General features: G+C 61.5%; 26 protein-coding genes and 1 tRNA gene. 21 read left to right on the top strand and 6 right to left on the bottom strand.

Going from position 1 to position 22,566, the window contains the following annotated elements; all coding sequences use genetic code 11:
- Window positions 1-7: 7 nt before the first annotated feature.
- Window positions 8-1,231: a serine hydrolase gene (locus tag JQ558_RS14610; RefSeq protein ID WP_212294025.1), complete on the bottom strand. Its 1,224-nt coding sequence runs from the start codon at window positions 1,229-1,231 to the stop codon at window positions 8-10.
- Between the two features lie 175 nt (window positions 1,232-1,406).
- Here JQ558_RS14610 and JQ558_RS14605 point away from each other — a divergent pair.
- Window positions 1,407-1,482 (top strand) — tRNA-Trp (locus JQ558_RS14605).
- A gap of 18 nt (window positions 1,483-1,500) precedes the next feature.
- On the opposite strand, the gene JQ558_RS14600 is transcribed toward JQ558_RS14605, so the two are convergent.
- The gene (locus tag JQ558_RS14600; RefSeq protein WP_212294024.1) at window positions 1,501-2,697 is read right to left on the bottom strand and encodes a site-specific integrase; all 1,197 of its coding nucleotides are present in this window, start codon (window positions 2,695-2,697) and stop codon (window positions 1,501-1,503) included.
- Complete coding sequence (locus tag JQ558_RS14595) at window positions 2,694-3,125, bottom strand: hypothetical protein (protein ID WP_212294023.1); 432 nt, start codon at window positions 3,123-3,125, stop codon at window positions 2,694-2,696. Before JQ558_RS14595 ends, JQ558_RS14600 begins: the two co-directional genes overlap by 4 nt.
- 120 nt (window positions 3,126-3,245) lie before the next feature.
- Here JQ558_RS14595 and JQ558_RS14590 point away from each other — a divergent pair, with 120 nt between their 5' ends.
- The 10 genes from JQ558_RS14590 (at window position 3,246) to JQ558_RS14545 (ending at window position 9,968) form a co-directional block, all read left to right on the top strand.
- The gene (locus JQ558_RS14590; protein ID WP_212294022.1) at window positions 3,246-3,452 is read left to right on the top strand and encodes a helix-turn-helix domain-containing protein; all 207 of its coding nucleotides are present in this window, start codon (window positions 3,246-3,248) and stop codon (window positions 3,450-3,452) included.
- A 12-nt stretch (window positions 3,453-3,464) separates the two neighbouring features.
- Window positions 3,465-3,689 (top strand): hypothetical protein, encoded by a 225-nt coding sequence (locus JQ558_RS14585; protein WP_212294021.1) that lies wholly within the window; start codon window positions 3,465-3,467, stop codon window positions 3,687-3,689.
- Complete coding sequence (locus JQ558_RS14580) at window positions 3,686-4,897, top strand: virulence-associated E family protein (RefSeq protein WP_212294020.1); 1,212 nt, start codon at window positions 3,686-3,688, stop codon at window positions 4,895-4,897. The genes JQ558_RS14585 and JQ558_RS14580 overlap by 4 nt, the downstream gene beginning before the upstream one ends.
- Before the next feature lie 503 nt (window positions 4,898-5,400).
- Window positions 5,401-5,613 carry a hypothetical protein gene (locus JQ558_RS14575; RefSeq protein WP_212294019.1) on the top strand — a complete coding sequence of 71 codons (213 nt, stop codon included), beginning with the start codon at window positions 5,401-5,403 and terminating at the stop codon, window positions 5,611-5,613.
- A gap of 195 nt (window positions 5,614-5,808) precedes the next feature.
- Complete coding sequence (locus JQ558_RS14570; protein WP_212294018.1) at window positions 5,809-6,852, top strand: phage major capsid protein; 1,044 nt, start codon at window positions 5,809-5,811, stop codon at window positions 6,850-6,852.
- A gap of 4 nt (window positions 6,853-6,856) precedes the next feature.
- A complete protein-coding gene (locus tag JQ558_RS14565) occupies window positions 6,857-7,195 on the top strand; it encodes a hypothetical protein (RefSeq protein ID WP_212294017.1) in 339 nt (112 codons plus the stop codon).
- On the top strand, window positions 7,188-7,358 hold the full coding sequence (locus tag JQ558_RS14560) for a hypothetical protein (protein WP_212294016.1): 171 nt from the start codon (window positions 7,188-7,190) through the stop codon (window positions 7,356-7,358). The genes JQ558_RS14565 and JQ558_RS14560 overlap by 8 nt, the downstream gene beginning before the upstream one ends.
- Before the next feature lie 100 nt (window positions 7,359-7,458).
- Complete coding sequence (locus tag JQ558_RS14555; RefSeq protein WP_212294015.1) at window positions 7,459-7,692, top strand: hypothetical protein; 234 nt, start codon at window positions 7,459-7,461, stop codon at window positions 7,690-7,692.
- Between the two features lie 3 nt (window positions 7,693-7,695).
- Window positions 7,696-8,079 carry a hypothetical protein gene (locus JQ558_RS14550; RefSeq protein ID WP_212294014.1) on the top strand — a complete coding sequence of 128 codons (384 nt, stop codon included), beginning with the start codon at window positions 7,696-7,698 and terminating at the stop codon, window positions 8,077-8,079.
- Window positions 8,076-9,968, top strand: a complete 1,893-nt coding sequence (locus JQ558_RS14545; RefSeq protein WP_212294013.1) for a hypothetical protein — start codon at window positions 8,076-8,078, stop codon at window positions 9,966-9,968. The genes JQ558_RS14550 and JQ558_RS14545 overlap by 4 nt, the downstream gene beginning before the upstream one ends.
- A gap of 28 nt (window positions 9,969-9,996) precedes the next feature.
- Here the strand turns inward: JQ558_RS14545 and JQ558_RS14540 are convergent, their stop codons facing one another.
- Both JQ558_RS14540 and JQ558_RS14535 read right to left on the bottom strand, forming a co-directional pair.
- Window positions 9,997-10,617: an O-antigen ligase family protein gene (locus JQ558_RS14540; protein WP_212294012.1), complete on the bottom strand. Its 621-nt coding sequence runs from the start codon at window positions 10,615-10,617 to the stop codon at window positions 9,997-9,999.
- Window positions 10,512-11,243, bottom strand: coding sequence for a hypothetical protein (locus JQ558_RS14535; protein WP_212294011.1), 732 nt, complete (start codon window positions 11,241-11,243; stop codon window positions 10,512-10,514). Before JQ558_RS14535 ends, JQ558_RS14540 begins: the two co-directional genes overlap by 106 nt.
- 391 nt (window positions 11,244-11,634) lie before the next feature.
- Between JQ558_RS14535 and JQ558_RS14530 the strand changes: the two genes are divergently transcribed.
- Entirely contained in the window at window positions 11,635-12,300 is a 666-nt protein-coding gene (locus JQ558_RS14530; RefSeq protein ID WP_212294010.1) for a hypothetical protein, read from the top strand.
- Complete coding sequence (locus tag JQ558_RS14525; RefSeq protein WP_212294009.1) at window positions 12,297-12,524, top strand: hypothetical protein; 228 nt, start codon at window positions 12,297-12,299, stop codon at window positions 12,522-12,524. The genes JQ558_RS14530 and JQ558_RS14525 overlap by 4 nt, the downstream gene beginning before the upstream one ends.
- Window positions 12,525-12,779: 255 nt before the next feature.
- Here the strand turns inward: JQ558_RS14525 and JQ558_RS14520 are convergent, their stop codons facing one another.
- Window positions 12,780-12,974, bottom strand: coding sequence for a hypothetical protein (locus JQ558_RS14520; RefSeq protein ID WP_212294008.1), 195 nt, complete (start codon window positions 12,972-12,974; stop codon window positions 12,780-12,782).
- 373 nt (window positions 12,975-13,347) lie between these two features.
- Between JQ558_RS14520 and secE the strand changes: the two genes are divergently transcribed.
- The 8 genes from secE (at window position 13,348) to rpoB (ending at window position 22,516) form a co-directional block, all read left to right on the top strand.
- Window positions 13,348-13,539, top strand: a complete 192-nt coding sequence (gene secE, locus JQ558_RS14515; protein WP_212211803.1) for a preprotein translocase subunit SecE — start codon at window positions 13,348-13,350, stop codon at window positions 13,537-13,539.
- Between the two features lie 20 nt (window positions 13,540-13,559).
- A complete protein-coding gene (gene nusG, locus JQ558_RS14510) occupies window positions 13,560-14,090 on the top strand; it encodes a transcription termination/antitermination protein NusG (RefSeq protein WP_211998187.1) in 531 nt (176 codons plus the stop codon).
- Window positions 14,091-14,227: 137 nt separating this feature from the next.
- On the top strand, window positions 14,228-14,656 hold the full coding sequence (gene rplK, locus JQ558_RS14505; RefSeq protein ID WP_065728804.1) for a 50S ribosomal protein L11: 429 nt from the start codon (window positions 14,228-14,230) through the stop codon (window positions 14,654-14,656).
- 6 nt (window positions 14,657-14,662) lie between these two features.
- The gene (gene rplA, locus JQ558_RS14500; protein ID WP_192733881.1) at window positions 14,663-15,355 is read left to right on the top strand and encodes a 50S ribosomal protein L1; all 693 of its coding nucleotides are present in this window, start codon (window positions 14,663-14,665) and stop codon (window positions 15,353-15,355) included.
- Between the two features lie 81 nt (window positions 15,356-15,436).
- Window positions 15,437-16,390 carry a 2-hydroxyacid dehydrogenase gene (locus JQ558_RS14495; RefSeq protein WP_212294007.1) on the top strand — a complete coding sequence of 318 codons (954 nt, stop codon included), beginning with the start codon at window positions 15,437-15,439 and terminating at the stop codon, window positions 16,388-16,390.
- Window positions 16,391-16,991: 601 nt separating this feature from the next.
- Window positions 16,992-17,510 (top strand): 50S ribosomal protein L10, encoded by a 519-nt coding sequence (gene rplJ / locus JQ558_RS14490; protein ID WP_212035215.1) that lies wholly within the window; start codon window positions 16,992-16,994, stop codon window positions 17,508-17,510.
- Window positions 17,511-17,562: 52 nt separating this feature from the next.
- Complete coding sequence (gene rplL, locus JQ558_RS14485) at window positions 17,563-17,940, top strand: 50S ribosomal protein L7/L12 (RefSeq protein WP_192733878.1); 378 nt, start codon at window positions 17,563-17,565, stop codon at window positions 17,938-17,940.
- A gap of 457 nt (window positions 17,941-18,397) precedes the next feature.
- Window positions 18,398-22,516 carry a DNA-directed RNA polymerase subunit beta gene (gene rpoB / locus JQ558_RS14480; RefSeq protein WP_212211799.1) on the top strand — a complete coding sequence of 1,373 codons (4,119 nt, stop codon included), beginning with the start codon at window positions 18,398-18,400 and terminating at the stop codon, window positions 22,514-22,516.
- Window positions 22,517-22,566: the final 50 nt, after the last annotated feature.

Genomic DNA, 22,566 nt, shown 5'->3' with positions numbered 1-22,566 from the left:
GACGGGATTATTCCACCGCCGCATACACCAGGTTACGCAACATCGTGCGGATGTATTCCCGCTGGCCCGGGCCCTGCATCATGAACACCGCGAACAGGTCCTCCTTCGGGTCGATCCAGAAGAAGGTCCCGGCCATCCCGCTCCAGAAGAAGTTGCCGCGCGAGCCCGGGAACGGCGCCATGCCGTCATGGGTGCGGACCGCGAAGCCAAGGCCAAAGCCGTGGCCGGCCGGCATCAAGGGCGAGTTGACCTTGACTGACGGGGCGAGGTGATCGGACGCAATCAGTTCCAGCGTCTTGCGGCTGACGATCCTGACGCCATCGAGCGTGCCGCCGCTCAGCAGCATCTGGCTGAAGCGGGCATAGTCCATCGTGGTCGACACCAGCCCGCCGCCGCCGGATTCCATCACCGGCTTCTCGAGCATGTTGAAGAGCTGGACCTTGTCGCCGTTCCAGGGATCGGACGGGAACGCCTCGGCCAGCCGGCCGGCGTTTTCCTCAGCCGTGTGGAACGCGGTCTCGGCCATCTGCAGCGGCGCCAGGATCCGTTCGGTCAGGAAGGCGCCGAGCGACTTGCCGGAGATGACTTCGATGATGCGGCCGAGGATGTCGGTGGAGCGGCTGTAATTCCATTCCGCGCCGGGCTGGCAGATCAGCGGCATGCTGGCGACCATCACGGCATGTTCGGCATTGGTGATCTTGCGGCTGCGCAGCCGCGATTGCTGATAGAGCTGTTGCACCAGTCCGTTGCCGGTATGGTCGTAAGTGATGCCCGAAGTGTGGCGCAGCAAATCCTGCACCGTCATCGGCCGCTTCAACGGCACCAGATCGAGCTGGCCGGTGCGCTCGACGCCGACCTTCTGGGTGGCGAATTCGGGGATGAATTTGGCGACGGGATCGCTGAGCAGGAAGTGGCCGTCCTCGATCAGCATCATGATGCCGACCGAAACGATCGGCTTGGTCATGGAGAAGATGCGGAAGATGCTGTCCTTCGCCATCGGCGCGGAAGAAGCGGGCGCCTGCCGGCCGATCGCGTCGAACCAGCCGATCTGGCCGCGGCGGGCCACCAGCACGGTCGCGCCCGGCAGGGTTCCCTTGTCGACCTCGCGCTTGAAGGCGTCCGACATCCGCTGCAGGCGGGCACTGGACAACCCGATTTGTTCCGGCTTGGCGTGGGGGAGGGATGGGGTCTGCGGGGCGGCGGCGTGTTTGGGGGCAGTCTGCGCGTTCATGGTCTCTCCCGATTGCTCTTGTTGTTATGGCAGGGAGGGAAGTTTGGCGCAGAAGCCTTGACTTGAACAGGGCGGTGACCGATTTCCAGAGGGCCGCTCGCGGCTTCGCCCTTGCAATCGGGGCACCGCCTATGCTTGAAACGGGCCGAAACCGGCGGCGACGCGTGGTTTGCGTAGGGGTGTAGCTCAGTTGGTAGAGTACCGGTCTCCAAAACCGGTTGTCGCAGGTTCGAGCCCTGCCGCCCCTGCCAATGTTTTCAAGGTCTTAGCTATATATCCTTCAGGCCGGCCGGGGCCATTGCCACCGGATTGCCACCGGTGATGGGTCCAATCTGTTCCTCTTCCGTTGATGAAGCGCTGAGGGCCGCCTCGATGGCCGTCGCGGCCCTGTCGTCGGTCTGCGGCATCAGGTGGCCGTAGATGTGCAAAGTCACGGTGGGCGAGCTGTGGCCCAGCCGGCGGCTAATGGTCAGGATGTCTACGCCGGCGGCGATCAGGTGGCTCGCATGTGTGTGCCGCAAGCTGTGGAAGGTGGCTTCGACGCCGGCCTTGTGGGTCAGCTTGGCCCAGGTTTGTGAAACGGTTTGAGGCAGGCGGGGGTCGCCGTTCAGGTCACAAAAAACCAGCGAATCGGGTGGGGACTTGCCGGCGCCGAGCCGGAGCCGGATTTCCTGCTGATCTCGCCAATGGGCCCGCATGTCGTTCACGGCCGTCGCGGGGAGGGAAATCGTTCGCCGGCCGCGCTTGGTCTTGGGTTCCTTAAAACGCAGTCCGGCCTTCGTCTGCTCGAGCGAGCGGGCTACAGTGATCCGCGCCTTGTCGGTGTCCAAATCCTTCCAGCGCAGGGCCAGCAACTCGCCGCGGCGCAGACCGGTGGCCAAGGCCAGCTTGGCGATAGGATTGATCCAGCCCTCGCGCACCGCCGCCATGGCGGCCTTCAATTGCCCCACCGTCAGGATCTCGACCTCTTCGTCCTCCACCCGAGGGGGCTGGACGCGGTCTGCGACGTTAGTGGTCAGCAAATCCCACTCGACTGCTTGCGATAGGGCTTGATGAAGCACCCGGTGGACGTGGCCGATCGTGCGAGGTGCGAGTTTAGCGGCGAGCGTCCCGTATAGTTCCGCCAGTTGTACGGGCCGCAGTTTTTGCAATCTGACAGCGCCGACATGCGGGGCGACGTGAAGGCGCATCAACTCCTCGTACCGTTCCCTCGTTTTCGGTGAAACGTTCGACTTGCACCAATCAGTGTCCCAACGCTTGAGGAATTCGGCGACGGTTATCCGCGAAGGGTCGACCTGTTCGCCAGCGGCGGCGGTAGCGATGAGCCTGGCGAGTTCGATTGCCGCGTCGCGCTTGCTGCCTTTGAAGCTGGCATAGCGCGTTTTGCGCCGGCCGTTGCTGTCACTACCGATGTCGTACTTCAGCTCCCACGATCGTTCGCCGCGGCGCCTGACGTGTCCGGTCATTGATCGTCTCCAAGAACTTGCTGTCGCAGGGCTTCTAAAGCGGCTTCTTTCTCGATGCGCGTAGGCTGTGGCATTCCGAGATGCAGCAACGCGCCGGCGGCGGCTACGAACGCCTCCCTGTAGCAGGCTGGATCCTTCATCCATTTCGTTGTGTCGTAACCTTCGAAGCCATTCGCCCGCTGCCCTGCGTGCCAAAAGGTGGACGCGACTAGCATTGCGATCTGTTCAATACCGGGGAAGCGGTCTTGCCGTCCGAGCGATTCCGATAATCGCTCAGCGGCATCCTCCGACATGCTGACATGCTTTTTTTCAGCGGACGCCTTTAGCGCTTCGTAATCCAATTCGTGGACCCGCAGAGCGATCACGGGCCGCTTAATTCCAGAGCGAGGCCGCCCCACCGGTTTCTTCGCCTTTTTCGATTTTTCCACAGTACTCCCCCTCAATCCCAATATTTGTTACTCTATAGAAACAAATAATATTTACAAGGGCCGCCAATTCAGCCATAGGTCGGTTTCCGTTATGTTCTAATAACAGAAATGAGGATAGCGATGGATGAGAACGTTCGCGCGGCCCTGATGAGTAATTTGACGGTGTCGGTGGAGATCGCCGGCAAGGCTTTCGGCATCGGTCGGAATGCCGCCTACGACGCGTGCAAGAGCGGGGATATTCCCAGCGTTCGGATCGGCGGGCGCATCACTTGCCCGACGGCGCCGTTGCGCAAGATGCTCGGCATCGAAGACAAGGCCGTAGCCTGAGGGGTTCCGAAGATGACGGAAGCCGCTCACCAACGCATTACCCGCGCGATCGGCGGGACCGTCTACGTCACCGTGCTCCGTGACCCGGCCGATGGCTCGGCGCGCTATGCCGTCACTTACGAGAACCGCGGAGGGGCGGAGCGGTGGCTATCTAAGCATCGCTTCCAGGACGTCGCTCAAGCCGACGCGGGCTGCCTCGCTTTGGGCGACTTCCTCGGCGCTCAGGTGCGCGGATGAGCAATGTCGTCTCGATGCCGCCGGTGGAGTGGACCAACGGGCTCATGAAGTTCGGGAACGGCCCGCCGCAAGGCACACTAGCGAACGGCTGCCACGCGTTGCGGTTTTGCCCTGAGCTGAAACTGATGCTGGCCTACGACGTATTCGCCATGCGGACAATGGCCGTAGCCGCTCCTCCCTGGGAGCCGCAGCCTGAGCGCTTCTTGCAACGGCATTGGGGACCGCACGATGATTTACTCGTCACAGAGCATCTGCAGCGCCTTGGCATTCCGATCAAACCGCAGACGGCAGCGCAAGCGGTCGAGGTCGTAGCGCGCGAACAGTCCTACCACCCGGTGCTGGATTATCTCGACAGCATCAAATGGGATCGCAAGCCGCGCCTGGACGATTGGCTGACAAAGTATATTGGCGCGGTCGAAACGCCGTACACCCAAAGTGTAGGGCGCTCAGCGCTGATCGGCGCGGTGGCACGTATTCGCCGTCCCGGATGCAAGGTCGACACGGTACCGATCATCGAAGGCAAGCAGGGGCTCGGCAAATCGTCGGCGGCGCGCATCCTGTTCGATCCGTGGTTCTCCGATGAGTTGGCGGACCTCGGCGGCAAAGACGCTGCAATGCAAACGCAGGGCATATGGCTGATCGAGATATCGGAACTCGACGCCATGACCCGCGCGGAAGTGTCTCGCATTAAGGCATTCGTGAGCCGCACCACTGATCGGTTTCGGCCTCCCTACGGTGCGCGCGTGATCGAAACCGACCGCTCGTGCGTGTTCTGGGGTACAACCAACAGTGACGCTTATCTAAAGGACGAAACGGGCGGCCGGCGCTTCTGGCCCATCCAGGCCGGCCGGATCGATGTCGATGGCCTTGGCAAGGTGCGCGATCAGCTTTGGGCGGAAGCTGATCATCTTTTTCGCGCCGGCGCTGCCTGGTGGATCGTTAATCCTGAAGCCCAGCGCATAGCAGATGGCGAACAGACCGCTCGCTATCAGGGCGACCCATGGGATCAGGCGATCGGGGAACACCTCAAGACCGTCGCCGACGTATCGGTCGAGGAGGTACTCCGAGACGTTTTGCATCTCGAGATCGGTCGCTGGACGCAGGCCGATATGAACCGGGTGGTGCGGTCGCTGAAGGTACGTGGACTCATTCGGACACAGGTTCGCACGGGTGACAAACGTGCTTGGCGCTACAGGAAAGCCGTCTGAATGGCCGCTATCCTGACACAAAGGGCGAACGTCACCACATCAGAGGCGGTGACAATCACTGATGCGGTGACACAAGAAATCGCTGATACGCAACGCTTGTCACCACTGTCACCACTGTCACTAGTTTTATTTCTAGCAATACACGCGCGCGGTAGGAGTTTGGGAGTGCCCGGTGTCACCGGTGACGGAACGGGGGCGGCCGACTGGAAATATCAGAGCCACATTTCCCAGACCGGCGGGGGTCAAAATCTTCCACAAAGCCAGATTAACATTCTGAAGTGCCTAATGTGGTTTTGGCGCGCATTCTTGCACATTGACCTTCTCAAATGCTCAATTTGCAATGGTGCAAACATGCATGTTGTGCCTATGGCACAAGGCTTACTTGCGCTTTTACCGATCACCCCCCCCTTCAAATTTTACTCTCGCTGCGTATGCAGGAATGCCACCGGTCGTGGGTGCTTCCGGCTGAGGTTTGCGGGCACGCCCCCGAGGGGGTTTGCGCCGTGAGTGCCCAGCGCCAGCGCCGGTACCGGCTGCGGTTGGCTGGCGGCGTTGCCACCTTCCGCATCAAGTCGGATCCAGACGACATGAGGGTCGCGCTGCAGGGCAGTGGCGTGCTGCCACCTGGCGAGCATGAACGCGAAGCTATTGAGCGAGCCCTGCAGGAACAGATCAACGACTGGGTGGCCGGCTGGGCCGCTCTGAAGGAGGCCTAACGGCATCCGACGTAAACGAAGAGTTTTCGTTTACGTCACGGTGTCAGACGCAAACGCAGAATCTGCGTTTGCGTCAAAGCCGTAACGGTGCGTAACGCCATGCCGGCGCCGCCGCTGATACTTTCCGATCGCTGAGAGTATCCGGGCGCGCCGTTCTCCAGTTGTCGGCGCGCCCCCTTTTCCAAGGAGTGATTGATGAGCCGGCCCTTTGCACTGCCACGCGACATCGTGGCCAAGTTATCAGCCGGCGATCAATTGACCCGAGCGGCGTTCGTCTACGCACTCGCAGCTCACCAAAAGATTGATCTCGACGCCGCCAAACTCCAGATCGCGAAGGCAGCGGTCAATCCCGCGACCACCACGACCGCAGCCTGGGCGGGCAATCTCTCCACCCAGGCCGTCGGCGATTTCGTTAAAAGCTTGGCGCCGATCTCCGGAGCTTCTCAGGTTTTTGAACGCGCGTTCCGGTCGTCGCTCGCCGGCGTTAATTCGATCTTGCTTCCCCGCCGAACGGCGGTCCCGGCTGCAGGGTCGGTCCCGTGGGTCGAACAGGGCATGCCGATCCCGGTGCAAAATCTGTCCGTTACAGGCGTGACGCTTGGCCCCGAGAAAAAGCTCGGCGTGATCGTCGCGTTGACGAACGAAACCATGGCTTCCTCCGCAGCTGAGGCTGTCGTCACCCAGATGCTCAGGGAAAATGCGGCGATGAGTTTGGACGCTACGCTGTTCAGCAACGCAGCCGCGACCGCGGCAGCGCCGGCCGGTTTGCTCAATGGTATCTCTGCTCTGACGGCTGTTTCAGGCGGCGGCGAAACTGCGATGGTGGGTGACCTGATGCAGCTGAGCGATGCTATCGCCGACGCTACTGGTGATATCGTCATCATCGCCCATCCAAAGCAGGCCAATACTATTCGGATCCGGCGCGGCAACACGTTTGACATTCCGGTTTTTGCTACGCGTGGCGTGCCTGCCGGGACCGTGATCGCTCTCGATCCCCAAGCCCTCGCTGTTGGCTTTGGTACGGAGCCGAAATTTGAATCCTCGATCGAAGCGGTCATCCATCAGGAAGACACATCCCCGGTAGCGCTCGGCACCGTAGGCAGTCCGAACGTGGTCGCAGCGCCATCGCGCAGTCTGTTTCAGACGGATTGCACCAGTTTGAGGATGTTACTACCCGCGGCATGGGCAATTCGCGCCCCGAATTCCATTGCCTGGGTTTCTGCGGCGAATTGGATCTGATGTAATGCACTCATCCATCAAACGCGCATTGGAGCTGATCGAACGGGTCGAACAAAGCGAGCAGGAATTAGCGGTCAGACGCGCGACCCGCGATATCGACGAACCTGATGCTCTCGAGGCCTGGCGCGCACTCATGCCAGCACCGGCAAAGAAGGCGCGCCGCGAACTCTCGACTGCTGATGTGACGCGCTTTACCGCCAGCGAGATCGCAACGTTGGATGCAACGATACGCCAGCATATTGAGGCTCGGCTGCAAGCATTCGCAGAGATCATTGCCGAGGAGATTGCGCGCAAGGATGCGGACGATCCGGCATCGCCAGTCAGGCTGGTGTCCAATGGATGAGCTCGAATTGCAACGCAATCTGATCAACGAGATGCGCGCCCTGCTGCGTGAGGTGCGAGCGGAGCGCGAGGCGCTGTTCTCGATCGTCATTGAGGTTGGTCACTTGCCTACCCTTCAACGAATTGCAGAGGAGCTGGGATCGTGTCGCGCTGCAATGCACTGAACCCCGGGGGCACCGTTCCAAACTTTTGGGCGCGCGTTTCTAGACCGGTGGGGCCCTGCAAAACGCAATTCCGCAGATTTTGAGAACCCCTAGCAAACGAATGCTCACAGAGAAACGCAAGCGAGGGGCTCAACCGGGCAATTGGAATGCCCTCAAACACGGCCGGCGCAGCCCGCGGAAGCGTTCGGAGCGCCGAGCTGCGCATCTGGTCCAGTTCGAGGCCAGGCGCGCGCGGGAGAAGGCCTGGGCGGATGCTGCGCCGAAGATCGATTACGGGAAAGTCGCCGACATGATCGCGGCCGATAAGGCGCGGCGAGCCGGCGCGATGCACTGAAGGATGGAAGCTATGACACGATTTTTAACCACCGCTGCATTCGTTGCGCTCACGCTGAGCGGCGCCGCGGCTGAGCCGAACCGGTGCGCGCCGTTGGACTTCAAGTCCAACGAGTTCAGGAACGTCACCGAACCGGGCGATGTTCACATTCTGCCGACGGACAAAACCGTTCTGATCAACAAGAGGAAGCCCGAACCAACCCGCGTGATTTTCGGTCGCGCGACTTCGGCCCATTCGCCCGTTGTCATCGTGAAAGATTGTAGCGGCACCGCGTATCAGCACGCCCTCACGCTGTCTGGCCAGATCGACATCCGCGTGATCACGATCGATGGAAACTACGCAACCCAAGCCCTTCGTCGCGTAGGCAATCGGTGGATGACCCAATGAGAATTTTGCTGAAAGTATCGTGCTTCTGCCTTGCGCTGTTCGGTCTAGCCGGGACTGCCGGCGCGCAGGATGGGATGGGCACTTCCCCGCTGTCGATCGTCAAGGGCGGCACGTCGGCGTCTACAGCGGCCGGCGCGCGCACCGCGCTGGGCCTCGCGATCGGCTCTGCAACGCAGGCGTGGGATGCCGACCTAGATTGTCTAGCTGCGCTGTCGAGCGCTGGCATAGTGGCGCGGACGGGTTCGGGGACTTGCGCGGTTCGAACGTTTACGGCGCCAGCCGCCGGCTTCACCATCACAAATCCAGCCGGCACCGCAGGCAATCCGACCTTCGTCCTCGCCAATGACTTAGCGGCGCTGGAGGGTCTGGCGAGCACGGGCATTGCGGTCCGGACCGGGTCTGACGCCTGGGCACAGCGGACGCTTCAAGCGCCGGCGGCCGGATTTACGGTTACCAATCCGGCTGGAGTTGCCGGGGATCCGACATTCGTCCTCGCCAACGATCTGGCGGCCCTTGAGGGGCTCAGCGGGACAGGCTTTCCGGCGCGCACGGGAACGGATGCGTATTCGCTCCGGGCACTCACAGCACCAGCGGCAGGCTTTACGATAACGAACCCGGCGGGGGTGGCGGGTGCCCCAACGTTCGTGCTGGCAAATGACCTTGCCGCACTCGAAGGGTTGAACAGCAACGGCTGCGCCGCGCGCACCGCAACCGACACATGGGCCGTCCGGACCATCACGGGAACGGCAAATCAGATCACTGTCGTCAATGGCGATTGCGTCAGCGGCAATCCGACGCTCTCGATTTCGGCATCGCCAGTTTTCACCGGAACCACGACGCCGAGCGAAGCTCTGGCGCTGACTGGCGACATCACGCCGACGCAGATCACGTCGGACCAAAATAACTACGCCCCGAGCGGCTTCTCTACCGCAAGCGTTCTGCGCCTCAACACGGATGCCAGCCGCACGCTGACAGGGCTTGCCGGCGGGGGCGATGGCCGGACGATTTATCTCTACAACGCCGGCTCATTCAACCTCGTTCTCTCATCCGAGAGTGCTTCCTCCACCGCAGCAAACCGCTTCGGCTTTAGTGGCGATAGGACGTTGGCTGGCGGCGATGGCATCACGCTGATCTATGATAGCACAGGGCAGCGCTGGCGGCTTGTGGGCAGCAATCCGTCAGCGGGTGGCGGCGGTGGTGGTGACGTCACCGGCCCTGCATCGGCTACGGACAACGCGCTGGTGAGATTTGATGGCACGACCGGAAAGGTAATTCAAAACTCCGGGATTACCATCGATGACAGCAACAACGTTTCCGGCATCAACAATCTGGCAGCGCTTGGCTCTTCAATGGTACTCTTGTCCTGCCAAACGGCGAGCGCGAGTGCTACGCTGAACTTCAGCAATTTAATTTCGAGCGCCTACACATTCTACACTCTGCGGATTGGCTCAATCACGCCGGCGACGGACGACGCTTCTCTTCGGTTGCGGGTGGGCACCGGTGCGGGCCCAACCTATCAAACGACGGGTTATTCTTGGGGCGCAAACCGGTTTTCGAACAACCCGGTGGCTTATGCTGGCAACGGGTCCGTCGCCGACGGTGCTGCAGACGCGATCTATCTCTCAACCCCTGGTGCAAGCAACGGCATTGACAACGGCGGGTCTGCGAGCGGGGGCTATACTGGACTGGTTACCTTCGCTTTTGCCGCCAGCACCATTGTCAACTTTCGCATGGACGGGACGTTTACGAGGGCAGATGCTGCGATGATTTCTTATCAGGGGGGCGGGCAGTGGCAGACCGCGACTAGCCTGACGTCTCTTCAATTGCTGATGAGCAGCGGCAATATCGCGAGTGGTAAGGCATGCTTGTACGGTTTAAGGGACAGCTGATGCGTGCATCCCTATTCTGCGTTGGCAATTACTGACGATCAAAAAAGCTGTCCTCGTAGATCCGGGATGCATATCCCAAAAAGAGAAACAGCAGCCCCGCGTGGGACATACTCCCGTGAATCAGGCTGATCGAGCCGATGAACACGAGAGAGCAGAGCACGAAACGGGCCTCGTGAGAGTCCTGTGCAGGCTTCCATGCATAGCCAAGGGCGCTGATCATCAGCAGGCCAAGGGAGAGACCGCCGATCCAGCCAAATTCAACGAGGGCCTGTAGAACGATGTTGTGCGGCGACGTTCCCTTGAAGCAGGAAACGTCCTCAAATCGATTGAGTCCCCGCCCGAATAGCCCGGCCGAGGGGATGGCGACGACGGCATCGCGCCAAATTACGGCACGCACGCCTATCGAATCATTGACGATGACGCCGCATTCGGACCTCGGCGTCCACGGCACTGTCTCGGAAGAGTGCGCGTTGCTGATGATGTATTTACCGAGCGTAGCCCACGTCTCGTATCGGGTGAGAGTGCCTGCGACCGACGTCGCGATCACCATCGCGAAGATGGCGTAGACATATCGCCGATGCAGCGGCCGCGCCGATCGGGCAGCGGTGTAGATGCTGACGGCCAGCGCGACCAGGGCGAAGCGAACCATGCTACGGAAAACACAAACAGCGGCACAGCGAAGGTCGCGCAAATAATCCGGGTGCGGTGCGCATTCAAGGGGCCGCTCGCAAACCAGATCAGTCCGAAGCCCAGCGCCACCATGAACACGATCGAGGCGTGGTGGAAGCCGAATACGACCGGCTTGCTCATCTGGTCGCCCCATTGGGCGGCCAGCGCCAGCGCCGTCGCGATGCTGCCGACGCCGACGATCGCCAGGATGGTCCAGGCGAAGATCGGCCCCATGGCACCGCGCGGGATCAGCCGTCCGACCGGGTAGCTAGCGAAGGTGAGCAGGAACAGCGCGATCTCTTTCGTGCCACCCGCGTGCAGGCCGAGCGCGAAGCCTACGGCCGCGCTCAGAACCAGCAGTGCGAACAGGACGTCGAGTTGATTAAGCAGAAATCGGCTGGCGCTTCCCAAGCACAAGACCATCGCCGTCGTGCCGATCAGGAAGGTGCCGCTCACTAGCGAGCTGCCCACACCGGCGCCGTGTAGCAAAACCAGTACCGCGTCGGATGATATTAGTAAGGCGAAAAGAAAGTGTCGAAGGGTGTTGCATCCAGTGCGGTCTGCCGGCAGCGCGTGATCGACCATGGCTTGGCGGACATAAAGCATAGCGGCTCCCCAATGACTTGAGGAATCTAGCACACAACCCCACAGCGAAAACCCCTGAAATCGGAGAGTTTGTCGCGGCGTTTAAGTCTCGATTTTCTGTTCTGGCGTCATCGTGAGGGTTTCACCTTCAGCCCCAGCTCTACAAGCCGGCGGATGGCTTCAGGGCGGCCGGGCAAGTCATCCTGCTTTCGGCGCCAATCGTCTAGCTGCTTGGCCATGTCAGGCTGGACGCGGACGCCTACGAGATCCCCCGTAGCCGCAGCGCGCTTCTTTGGTGTTTTCATGTTAACATGAGTTGATTTGCTCATGTGGCCATGATAACACGAAAACAAGCCGAGGGGAAGCTTGCGACTTCCGCCCCGGCTCTAACCCAAGCCACAAGGGGTACCAAATGGCTCAAGCTAAGACTGACAATAGCATACCCGCGCACTCTGTTTCGACCCGTCGCCGGTTCCTATCCCAAGCCGCTGGCGCGGCCGCTGGTGGCGCCGTCCTGACGCTGGCCACCGTTTCCGGCTCGCAGGCCGCTGCGTCACCCGTGACCGCCGAAATCGATCCTATCTTTGCTCTGATCGATGACTACCGAGCGGCCGTAAAGGAAGTCGAGGCGGCGGCAACTGAGGTCTCGCGCCGAGAAGAGTTTATCATCCAAGAGGGGCTATCCCCTTACCCGGTCGTTTGCGTGGTGGATCGCACGCTCTTGAAGCCCGTACCTGTCATGGCTTACTCGCATGCGCACATAGACAAGCTGGTTCCGCCTGACCGGTTTAGCAAGGCGAACGCGGAGGCTAGGGCCGCTCTCGATGTTCAGACCAAACGGCTTAAGGACATTGTAGACGACGCCGAGGCCGCCTTGAATGCTGCCTTCGATGCCGAGGTGGAAGCGCGGGACACGCTCGTCTGGACGCCGCCAACCACGGTGGCAGGCGTTCTGGCGCTGTTGGAGTTGTGGCCGGAGATGAGGAGCGCGCTGGATGACGATCAAGCCGATGCCATCAGGATCTCCGTTATCGATGCGCTGCAGGCCATACATCCGAACGTCTCGGTGATCGGATGAAACGGCGCATTCCCGAACACGTCGCCACGCAAATTCGCAGGGTAGAGCCAGTCGGAGGCGATCTCGTCAGGCTTTACTTCTCCGTCGAGCGCGGTGCGGCCTGGGATGATCAGGTGACCATCCTGATGCCGGCCTCATGCATATCCGGCTCGTTCGACTTCGCCGTACAGTCGGTAAGGGAAATCACGGCGGAGGCCGCGGCGCCGTCGGCCACCGCCCATTAATGCAAGGGCCCGCTGGTTCACGCCGGCGGGCTTTTGTTTTGCCACCGCGATTGCCACCGGACGGGCAAGTATAGAGCGGTATGGGTTGATACACCGAAACTCAAAAACCCAATGAAATAAGGGCTAACAGCACCATGCGACATGCGAAGGTACGGCCCGAATAATACTCCAAAACCGGTTGTCGCAGGTTCGAGCCCTGCCGCCCCTGCCAGCTAAATCAAGGACTTGGTCGAGGTTCCTGCCGCCGGTCCGGAACTAGCCGAAGAAGGCGACGACCACTGCCATATCCGAGGTCGCGGGCTCGGCGCCGCGCAGATTCGCGTCAATCACCCGCCGGCAGGCATCGATGGTGACGGTATCGCCGAGGTCGTTGGCCGCGTCGAGAACGCTCCAGGCGATGTCACCTGCAGGTCCGTCCTGGCCGGTCTGGTGTTGGCTGAGCAGCGACATCGTCACCTCATGGTCCATCAAGGGGACGGTCAGGATGGCGGGGAGCCTTTAAGAACCAGACCACGCTCTGATTCGGATTTGAGGCGCGCCCGCTACCTGCGGTTAACCAAGGGCCTTCGGTCCGGCTCGGGCCGTTCAGCCGGCCGGGGGGCCTCCCGCCGACCGGCGGATACCTTGACCTTTTGCCCGACTGGCAGTAGATACCCGCCACCTGCTGTCGGCCCGTTATGCGGATATCCGGCGCGGCTTTTGAAATCCCCCGAACAATCGAGCCCGCATGGCGGCTCATCCTTCGAGAGAGGGCTGGGCGCTAGAGGGCTGTTCGGATTCACTTAAATTCAGAAATTCGTCTCAAAGGACGCGGTACCCAACGATGGCTATCAGCCCGTTCAAGTTCCTGCAGGAAGTGCGTTCGGAGACCGCCAAGGTCACCTGGCCGACCCGGCGCGAAGTGACCATCACCACCATCATGGTGTTCATCATGGTGGCGCTGGCTTCGATCTTCTTCTTCGCCGCGGATATGATCATCCGCTATCTCATTACCTTCCTGCTGGGCGTCCACTGATGAGCACCGGAACCCAAACGATGGACAAGCGCTGGTATATTGTTCACGCCTATTCGAACTTCGAGAAGAAGGTCGCCGAATCGATCCGCGAACAGTCCAAGCAGCGCGGGCTCGAGGACCTGTTCGAACTGGTGCTGGTGCCGACCGAAAAGGTCACTGAGGTGCGCCGCGGCCGCAAGATCGACGCCGAGCGCAAGTTCTTCCCGGGCTACGTGCTGGTGAAGATGAAGCTGACCGACGAGGCGTTCCATCTCATCAAGAACACGCCCAAGGTGACCGGCTTCCTGGGCGCCGAAAACAAGCCCATGCCGATCTCGGAGTCCGAGGCGATGCGGATCCTGCACCAGGTGCAGGAAGGCGTCGAACGTCCCAAGGCGTCGGTGTCGTTCGAAATCGGCGAAAACGTCCGCGTGGCCGATGGGCCGTTCGCGTCGTTCTCCGGCGTGGTCGAGGAAATTGACGAGGCGCGTTCGCGCGTGAAGGTCGCGGTGTCGATCTTCGGCCGCGCTACGCCCGTCGAACTGGAATTCGGTCAGGTCGAGAAGGTCTGATCGTCTTGACCTCTTCCCGCATGCGGGGAGAGGGAAAAGTGCCGTGGGAGGAGATGGATGATCGCCAGTCATCCGTTGAACCGCACCACGGTCCTGTGAAGCTTCCGGATGATCCGGAGCAACATGAGGAGTGACGTATGGCAAAGAAAGTGACCGGATACCTGAAATTGCAGGTGCCGGCGGGTGCTGCGAATCCTTCGCCCCCGATCGGTCCCGCGCTTGGTCAGCGCGGTCTCAACATCATGGAATTCTGCAAGGCGTTCAACGCCCAGACGCAGAAGGAAGAAAAGAACACCCCGATTCCGGTGGTGATCACGATCTACGCCGATCGTTCGTTCACCTTCGAGATGAAGACCCCGCCGATGTCCTTCTTCCTCAAGCAGGCCGCCAAGATCCAGTCCGGTTCGAAAGCCCCGGGCCGCGACAAGGCAGGCCAGGTGACCAAAGCGCAGGTGCGCGAGATCGCCGAGAAGAAGATGAAGGATCTCAATTGCGATTCCGTCGAGTCGGCCATGAAGATGGTCGAGGGCTCCGCCCGTTCGATGGGTCTGGAAGTTGCGGGGTAACGGACCATGGCAATCGGAAAACGTTTGAAGAAGGCCCGCGAGGGCGTCGACCGCGAGAAGCTCTATCCGCTCGCGGACGCCATCAAGATGGTCAAGGAACGCGCCAAGTCGAAGTTCGACGAGACGATCGAGATCGCGATCAATCTCGGCGTCGATCCGCGTCACGCCGACCAGATGGTTCGTGGCGTGGTGACCCTGCCGAACGGCACCGGCCGTACGCTCCGCGTCGGCGTGTTCGCGCGCGGCGCCAAGGCGGAAGAGGCCAAGGCTGCGGGTGCTGACGTCGTCGGCGCCGAAGACCTGGTCGAGAAGGTGCAGGGCGGTGCGATCGATTTCGACCGTTGTATCGCCACCCCCGACATGATGCCGCTGGTCGGCCGCCTCGGTAAGGTGCTCGGCCCGCGCGGCATGATGCCGAACCCGAAGATCGGCACCGTGACGATGGACGTCGCCACCGCCGTGAAGGGCGCCAAGGGCGGCTCGGTCGAGTTCCGCGTCGAGAAGGCCGGCATCGTGCAGGCCGGCATCGGCAAGGCCTCGTTCACCGAAGAAAAGCTGGTGCAGAACGTCAAGGCGCTCGCGGATGCGGTCTCCAAGGCGAAACCCGCCGGCTCCAAGGGCACCTACATCCAGCGCGTGGCGGTCTCCTCCACCATGGGCCCGGGCGTCAAGGTCGAGCCGGGCACGCTGCTCGGTTAAGGTCTTGCGGCACGGATGAGAAAACAGGGCGGAATCGGGTGACCGGTTCCGCCCGTTGTTTTGCGCCAGGGAAAGAACAACATGCCCGAAAAGGTCCTGGTCTATTCGCGCTTCCCAAAAGCCCTGTTGGTGCGGATCGGTGAGCGCTACGAATTGCTGGATGCCGCGGGCAAGCCGCCGAACGAGACGTTCTCGGCCGAACAGCTCTCCAATATTCGCGCGATGATAACGGCAGGCGGCACACCGCTCAGCGCCAATACGATGGACCAGATGCCGAAACTGGCAGCCATCGTCTGTTACGGCACCGGTTATGACGGCGTCGATCTCGCAGCCGTTGCCAAGCGCAACATCGTGCTCGGCCACAGTCCGGGCGCGAATGCGGCTTCTGTGGCCGACATTGCGGTGACGCTGATGCTGGCGGCGACAAGGCGCTTGCTGGCGGCCGACGATTACGTGCGCAGCGGAAGCTGGGTCGGCGCAAAGCCGTCGCCGATGATGCGTCCGCAGGCCGGCATGCCCGGCCGCAAGATCGGCGTCTACGGCATGGGCGAGATCGGCCGCAAGATCGCCGCGCGTGTTGCAGCCTTTGAGACCGAAGTGGGCTATTTCAGTCGCAGCCAGCACGACGTGCCGTATCAATATTTTCCGACGCTCGAGGCTCTGGCGGAATGGTGCAGCGTCCTGATGATCGCCGTTCGTGCCGGCAGCGACACCCACCACGTGGTCGATGCCAATATCCTGAACAAGCTCGGCAAGGACGGCTACGTCGTCAACATCGCGCGGGGTTCGGTGATCGATCAGCAGGCGCTGGTCGCGGCGCTGACCGACCAGAGCATCGCCGGCGCCGGCCTCGACGTCTACGCCAGGGAACCGCATGCGCCGGATGCGCTGACGGCACTGCCGAACGTCGTGCTGTCCCCGCATATCGGCGGCCACACGCTGGAATCGCACGTGGCGATGCAGGACTGCGTGATGGCCAATCTCGAGGCCTATTTCGCCGGCAAGCCGTTGCCTTATGCGGTAAAGCTCGGCTGATCGCCGGCCGCTCGCAACGCCTGGCGGACGGGAACCTTGCCGGGAAGGGGCGTTCCCCATTTGTGGCCGCGGCCTGAATTTTGCCCTTGGCAAGACGGGCGAGACTCGGTAAAGAGGCTTCCGGGCGTGCTGGCCGTTGCTGGCACGTCTGTGCTCGCATTCCGAAAACCCGATACGGTAGGAGATCATTCCTTTCAGGACATCCGCTATGGATTGCTCGAAAGGAAGGAAACCCATCGTCGGGCTGGAAAGCGGCAGGGGGCGTCCGGCTTGCCGGATAACCTCGATCCTGTCCAAGACTGCAGGCGCCCAAGTTGAAATTTGCACTGAGATGCAAGTCTCTTCAACGGCTTAATCGCATAGCCTGCACAGACGGGTGAAGACCGGATTTTGCCTGGCGTCGCGTCATGCGGCGTGAGGGCCGATTTGGTTCGAACCTCGACACCCCGCGCCATCTGGTTCGGGAGGGCAGGCTTTTCAATGTCGTCTTGCCCGACGTGTCCGAAGGACTGGTGTCTTGAGGTCAGGTTTTGGGTGAGACGGTGGGTGCAACCCGGCGGTCTCGCCTCACGCGAAGGCCGCCAACCGGAGAGAGCTTGCTGTGGAAAGAGCGGCAAAAAAGGACGCGGTTGAGGCGCTGAACGGGGTCTTCAAGACCACCAGCGTTGCAGTCGTCGCCCACTATTCCGGCCTCACCGTGGCCCAGATGCAGAAGCTGCGCACGCAGATGAAGCAGGCGGGTGCGTCGGTGAAGGTCTCGAAGAACCGTCTCGCCAAAATTGCTCTTGAAGGCACGGATGTCGTTGCCATCGGTTCCCTGCTGAAGGGACCGACCGTGATCGCCACTTCAGACGATCCGGTAGCGGCGCCGAAGGTTGCCATCGAATTCGCCAAGACGAACGAGCAGTTCGTCATTCTCGGCGGCTCGATGGGTAAAACCGTCCTGGATGTTAACGGCGTGAAGGCTCTTGCCTCGCTGCCGTCACTCGATGAACTGCGCGGAAAGCTTGTCGGCCTCCTGGTGGCGCCGGCGACCAAGATCGCTCAGCTCTCGACTGCGCCCGCGGCCAAGCTCGCGCGCGTCGTCCAGGCCTATGCCTCAAAGAGCGAAGCGGCCTGACCCTTCGCAAATCAAACCTGGTTCGAACCAATACGTTTAAGGAAACAGATCAATGGCTGACTTACAGAAAATCGTCGACGACCTCTCGAGCCTGACCGTGCTCGAAGCTGCCGAGCTCGCAAAGCTCCTTGAAGAAAAGTGGGGCGTGTCCGCCGCTGCCGCCGTTGCGGTTGCCGGTCCGGCCGGTGGTGGCGCTGCCGCCGCTCCCGCTGAAGAAAAGACCGACTTCACGGTCGTGCTCGCCGCCGCCGGCGAGAAGAAGATCGAAGTCATCAAGGAAGTCCGCGCCATCACCGGCCTGGGCCTCAAGGAAGCCAAGGACCTCGTCGAAGGCGCGCCGAAGCCGGTCAAGGAAGGCGTCAACAAGGACGAAGCCGAGAAGATCAAGGCCCAGCTCGAAAAGGCCGGCGCCAAGGTTGAACTCAAGTAACGCAAGTTACTTGAGACAAGGTCCCGGGCGGGGCGCAGCTGCACCCGGGGTCGCTGCAAAAGTCGTGCTATGGGACAACCGGACGCACGGCGTACACAAAAATGTGTGGGGATTCGCGGGGTTAACCCTCGAATCTCCACTATTGTCATCCCATATCGGGCTGGCAGCAGGAAAATACGGTAGGCGGCGGGAACGGCAGGGTTCCCGGCGTAAGCCGTTGGGAGACAGTCAAATTTCGGGCTTTTTCAGTCCGTGAAGCGATGGTTGGACGGGCGAGGTGCAGTCATGCGCCTTGCGCGTCGTTTTGCGTTTTGAAGGTCTGGAGAACGGATTTGGGACTTAATTCCTGAATTTGGGCTTGGTTCCGGCGAAGCGATTCGAAAATTCAACCCGGGGGCGATGGCAGTCGCGCTTCGGAAGGTTCGTCCATCAAGGGCGACGAAAATGAGAGGCCACGATGGCGCAGCAGACATTCACCGGTCGCAAACGCATCCGCAAGTTTTTTGGACACATCAAGGAAGTCGCCGAGATGCCGAACCTCATCGAGGTTCAGAAGGCGTCCTATGACCAGTTCCTGATGGTCGATGAGCCGGTCGGCGGCCGTCTGGACGAGGGCCTGCAGGCGGTCTTCCGTTCGGTGTTCCCGATCTCGGATTTCTCCGGCACCTCGATGCTGGAGTTCGTCCGCTATGAATTCGAACCGCCGAAATACGACGTCGACGAGTGCCGCCAGCGCGGCATGACCTATGCGGCGCCGCTGAAGGTGACGCTGCGCCTGATCGTGTTCGATATCGACGAGGAAACCGGCGCCAAGTCGGTCAAGGACATCAAGGAGCAGGACGTCTACATGGGCGATATCCCGCTCATGACGATGAACGGCACCTTCGTCGTCAACGGCACCGAGCGCGTCATCGTCTCCCAGATGCACCGCTCCCCGGGCGTGTTCTTCGACCACGACAAGGGCAAGACCCATTCGTCCGGCAAGCTGCTGTTTGCCGCCCGCGTGATTCCGTACCGCGGTTCCTGGCTCGACATCGAGTTCGACGCCAAGGACATCGTGTTCGCGCGCATCGACCGCCGCCGCAAGATCCCCGTGACCTCGCTGATGTATGCGCTGGGTCTCGACGGCGAGACGATCCTGTCCACCTTCTACAAGAAGATCAATTACAAGCGCGCCAAGGAAGGCTGGCGCGTGCCGTTCGACGCCACCCGTTTCCGTGGCTACTCGACCATCAACGACCTGATCGACGCCGATACCGGCAAGGTCGTGCTCGAGGCCGGCAAGAAGCTGACCGTGCGCAGCGCGCGCCAGATGCAGGAAAAGGGCCTCAAGGCGCTGCGTCTGTCGGACGAAGAACTGATCGGCAACTATCTGGCCGAGGACCTCGTCAACCCGAAGACCGGTGAAATCTACGCCGAAGCCGGCGAGGAACTGACCGAGAAGTCGCTGAAGGCGCTCAACGAGCAGGGCTACAAGGAACTGCCGCTGCTCGACATCGACCACGTCAATGTCGGCGCTTACATCCGCAACACGCTGCATGCCGACAAGAACATGACGCGTGAAGACGCGCTGTTCGACATCTACCGCGTGATGCGTCCCGGCGAGCCGCCGACCATCGACTCGGCGCAGACCATGTTCCAGTCGCTGTTCTTCGACAGTGAGCGCTACGACCTGTCCGCCGTCGGCCGCGTCAAAATGAACATGCGCCTCGAGCTCGACGCGCCCGACACCCACCGCACGCTGCGCAAGGAAGACATCCTCGCCGTCATCAAGACGCTGGTCGACCTGCGCGACGGCAAGGGCGAGATCGACGACATCGACCATCTCGGCAACCGCCGGGTGCGTTCGGTCGGCGAGCTGATGGAAAACCAGTACCGCATCGGCCTGCTCCGCATGGAGCGTGCGATCAAGGAGCGTATGTCCAGTGTCGATATCGACACCGTGATGCCGCAGGACCTGATCAACGCCAAGCCGGCGGCTGCCGCGGTGCGCGAATTCTTCGGCTCCTCGCAGCTGTCGCAGTTCATGGACCAGACCAACCCGCTGTCGGAGATCACCCACAAGCGCCGTCTCTCGGCGCTTGGACCGGGCGGTCTGACCCGCGAGCGCGCCGGCTTCGAAGTGCGCGACGTGCATCCGACGCATTACGGCCGTATCTGCCCGATCGAAACGCCGGAAGGCCCGAACATCGGTCTGATCAACTCGCTGGCGACGTTTGCGCGCGTCAACAAGTACGGCTTCGTCGAAACGCCCTATCGCAAAGTGAAGGATGGCCGCGTCACCGAGGAGGTCGTGTACCTCTCGGCGATGGAAGAGGGCCGTTATCGCGTGGCGCAGGCCAACGTGCCGCTCGACGCCAAGGGCCGCTTCACCGAGGACCTGATCATCTGCCGTCACGCCGGCGAGGTGTTGCCGATCACGCCGGACAAGGTCGACTACATGGACGTGTCGCCGAAACAGCTGGTTTCGGTTGCCGCGGCGCTGATCCCGTTCCTCGAGAACGACGACGCCAACCGCGCGCTGATGGGCTCGAACATGCAGCGCCAGGCGGTGCCGCTGGTTCGCGCCGAGGCGCCGTTCGTCGGCACCGGCATGGAAGGCGTGGTTGCGCGTGACTCCGGTGCTGCGATCGCGGCCCGCCGTTCCGGCGTGATCGACCAGATCGACGCTACCCGCGTCGTTATCCGCGCCACCGAGGATCTCGATCCCACCAAGTCGGGCGTCGATATCTACCGGCTGATGAAGTACCAGCGCTCCAACCAGTCGACCTGCATCAACCAGCGTCCGCTGGTGAAGGTCGGCGACATCGTCAAGAAGGGCGACATCATCGCCGACGGTCCCTCGACCGATCTCGGCGAACTCGCGCTCGGCCGCAACGTGCTGGTCGCGTTCATGCCGTGGAATGGCTACAACTTCGAAGACTCGATCCTGCTCTCGGAGCGGATCGTGAAGGACGACGTCTTCACCTCGATCCACATCGAGGAATTCGAGGTGATGGCCCGCGACACCAAGCTTGGTCCGGAGGAAATCACCCGCGACATTCCGAACGTTTCGGAAGAAGCGCTGAAGAATCTCGACGAAGCCGGCATCGTCTACATCGGCGCCGAAGTTCGCGCCGGCGACATCCTGGTCGGCAAGATCACGCCGAAGGGCGAAAGCCCGATGACGCCGGAAGAAAAGCTGCTGCGCGCCATCTTCGGCGAAAAGGCGTCCGACGTTCGCGACACCTCGCTCCGCGTGCCCCCGGGCGTGCAGGGCACGATCGTCGAAGTGCGCGTGTTCAACCGTCACGGCGTCGACAAGGACGAGCGCGCCCTGGCGATCGAGCGGGAAGAGATCGAGCGTCTGGCCAAGGACCGCGACGACGAGCAGGCGATTCTCGACCGTAACGTCTACGGCCGTCTGGCGGAGCTTCTGGAAAACCGCCAGGGCATCGCCGGTCCGAAGGGCTTCAAGAAGGACACCAAGATCACCCGTGCGGTGCTCGACGAGCATCCGCGCTCGCAGTGGTGGCTGTTCGCTTCGCCCAACGACAAGCTGATGGCTGAAATCGAGGCGATGCGGAAGCAGTACGACGAATCGAAGAAGGGCCTTGAACAGCGCTTCCTCGACAAGGTCGAAAAGCTGCAGCGTGGCGACGAATTGCCGCCCGGCGTGATGAAGATGGTCAAGGTCTTCGTCGCGGTGAAGCGCAAGATCCAGCCCGGCGACAAGATGGCCGGCCGTCACGGCAACAAGGGCGTGGTGTCCAAGATCGTTCCGATCGAGGACATGCCGTTCCTCGAGGACGGCACCCATGCCGACATCGTGCTCAATCCGCTCGGCGTGCCCTCGCGCATGAACGTCGGTCAGATTCTGGAGACGCATCTCGGCTGGGCCTGCGCGGGCCTCGGCAAGCGCATCGGCCAGACCATCGACAGCTATTATCAGAAGCAGGATCTCAAGCCGCTGCGCGAGACCCTGAAGAAGATCTATGGCGACGATGAAACCATCAAGACGCTGAACGACGGCGAGTTGATGGAGCTTGGCAAGAACCTGAGCCACGGCGTGCCGATCGCAACGCCGGTGTTCGACGGCGCCAAGGAAGCCGACATCGAGGAAATGCTGAAGCTCGCGGGCTTCGACGCCTCGGGTCAGTCGACCGTCTATGACGGCCGGACCGGCGACGCCTTCGACCGCAAGGTGACGGTGGGCTACATCTACATGCTCAAGCTGCACCATCTCGTGGACGACAAGATCCACGCGCGTTCGATCGGACCGTACTCGCTCGTTACCCAGCAGCCGCTGGGCGGCAAGGCGCAGTTCGGTGGCCAGCGTTTCGGCGAAATGGAGGTCTGGGCGCTCGAAGCGTACGGCGCCGCCTACACGCTGCAGGAAATGCTGACCGTGAAGTCGGACGACGTCGCCGGCCGTACCAAGGTGTACGAGGCGATCGTGCGCGGCGACGACACGTTCGAGGCGGGTATCCCGGAATCGTTCAACGTGCTGGTCAAGGAAATGCGCTCGCTCGGCCTCAACGTCGACCTGCACAACTCCAAGATCGGCCCGGCCACGACGTCCGAGGCGGCAGAGTAACGCTTACGATTTCATGTCCGGCGCATGCGAGCGAAGCAAGCCTTCGCTCA

The sequence above is a fragment of the Bradyrhizobium sp. AUGA SZCCT0160 genome (assembly GCF_018130105.1).
In the GTDB taxonomy this organism is placed as follows: domain Bacteria; phylum Pseudomonadota; class Alphaproteobacteria; order Rhizobiales; family Xanthobacteraceae; genus Bradyrhizobium.
This window is presented reverse-complemented; position numbering and strand designations above follow the sequence as displayed.

What these genes read in the sequence shown, in the direction of transcription:
- rplA (WP_192733881.1), top strand. Translation starts at nt 14,663, where the DNA reads ATGGCAATCGGAAAACGTTTGAAGAAGGCCCGCGAGGGCGTCGACCGC.
- JQ558_RS14520 (WP_212294008.1), bottom strand. Translation starts at nt 12,974, where the DNA reads ATGTCGCTGCTCAGCCAACACCAGACCGGCCAGGACGGACCTGCAGGT.
- JQ558_RS14495 (WP_212294007.1), top strand. Translation starts at nt 15,437, where the DNA reads ATGCCCGAAAAGGTCCTGGTCTATTCGCGCTTCCCAAAAGCCCTGTTG.
- JQ558_RS14530 (WP_212294010.1), top strand. Translation starts at nt 11,635, where the DNA reads ATGGCTCAAGCTAAGACTGACAATAGCATACCCGCGCACTCTGTTTCG.
- JQ558_RS14590 (WP_212294022.1), top strand. Translation starts at nt 3,246, where the DNA reads ATGGATGAGAACGTTCGCGCGGCCCTGATGAGTAATTTGACGGTGTCG.
- rplL (WP_192733878.1), top strand. Translation starts at nt 17,563, where the DNA reads ATGGCTGACTTACAGAAAATCGTCGACGACCTCTCGAGCCTGACCGTG.
- JQ558_RS14545 (WP_212294013.1), top strand. Translation starts at nt 8,076, where the DNA reads ATGAGAATTTTGCTGAAAGTATCGTGCTTCTGCCTTGCGCTGTTCGGT.
- JQ558_RS14550 (WP_212294014.1), top strand. Translation starts at nt 7,696, where the DNA reads ATGGAAGCTATGACACGATTTTTAACCACCGCTGCATTCGTTGCGCTC.
- JQ558_RS14525 (WP_212294009.1), top strand. Translation starts at nt 12,297, where the DNA reads ATGAAACGGCGCATTCCCGAACACGTCGCCACGCAAATTCGCAGGGTA.
- JQ558_RS14565 (WP_212294017.1), top strand. Translation starts at nt 6,857, where the DNA reads ATGCACTCATCCATCAAACGCGCATTGGAGCTGATCGAACGGGTCGAA.
- nusG (WP_211998187.1), top strand. Translation starts at nt 13,560, where the DNA reads ATGGACAAGCGCTGGTATATTGTTCACGCCTATTCGAACTTCGAGAAG.
- secE (WP_212211803.1), top strand. Translation starts at nt 13,348, where the DNA reads ATGGCTATCAGCCCGTTCAAGTTCCTGCAGGAAGTGCGTTCGGAGACC.
- JQ558_RS14585 (WP_212294021.1), top strand. Translation starts at nt 3,465, where the DNA reads ATGACGGAAGCCGCTCACCAACGCATTACCCGCGCGATCGGCGGGACC.
- JQ558_RS14570 (WP_212294018.1), top strand. Translation starts at nt 5,809, where the DNA reads ATGAGCCGGCCCTTTGCACTGCCACGCGACATCGTGGCCAAGTTATCA.
- JQ558_RS14610 (WP_212294025.1), bottom strand. Translation starts at nt 1,231, where the DNA reads ATGAACGCGCAGACTGCCCCCAAACACGCCGCCGCCCCGCAGACCCCA.
- JQ558_RS14540 (WP_212294012.1), bottom strand. Translation starts at nt 10,617, where the DNA reads ATGGTTCGCTTCGCCCTGGTCGCGCTGGCCGTCAGCATCTACACCGCT.
- rplK (WP_065728804.1), top strand. Translation starts at nt 14,228, where the DNA reads ATGGCAAAGAAAGTGACCGGATACCTGAAATTGCAGGTGCCGGCGGGT.
- rpoB (WP_212211799.1), top strand. Translation starts at nt 18,398, where the DNA reads ATGGCGCAGCAGACATTCACCGGTCGCAAACGCATCCGCAAGTTTTTT.
- JQ558_RS14560 (WP_212294016.1), top strand. Translation starts at nt 7,188, where the DNA reads ATGGATGAGCTCGAATTGCAACGCAATCTGATCAACGAGATGCGCGCC.
- JQ558_RS14600 (WP_212294024.1), bottom strand. Translation starts at nt 2,697, where the DNA reads ATGACCGGACACGTCAGGCGCCGCGGCGAACGATCGTGGGAGCTGAAG.
- JQ558_RS14580 (WP_212294020.1), top strand. Translation starts at nt 3,686, where the DNA reads ATGAGCAATGTCGTCTCGATGCCGCCGGTGGAGTGGACCAACGGGCTC.
- JQ558_RS14555 (WP_212294015.1), top strand. Translation starts at nt 7,459, where the DNA reads ATGCTCACAGAGAAACGCAAGCGAGGGGCTCAACCGGGCAATTGGAAT.
- JQ558_RS14535 (WP_212294011.1), bottom strand. Translation starts at nt 11,243, where the DNA reads ATGCTTTATGTCCGCCAAGCCATGGTCGATCACGCGCTGCCGGCAGAC.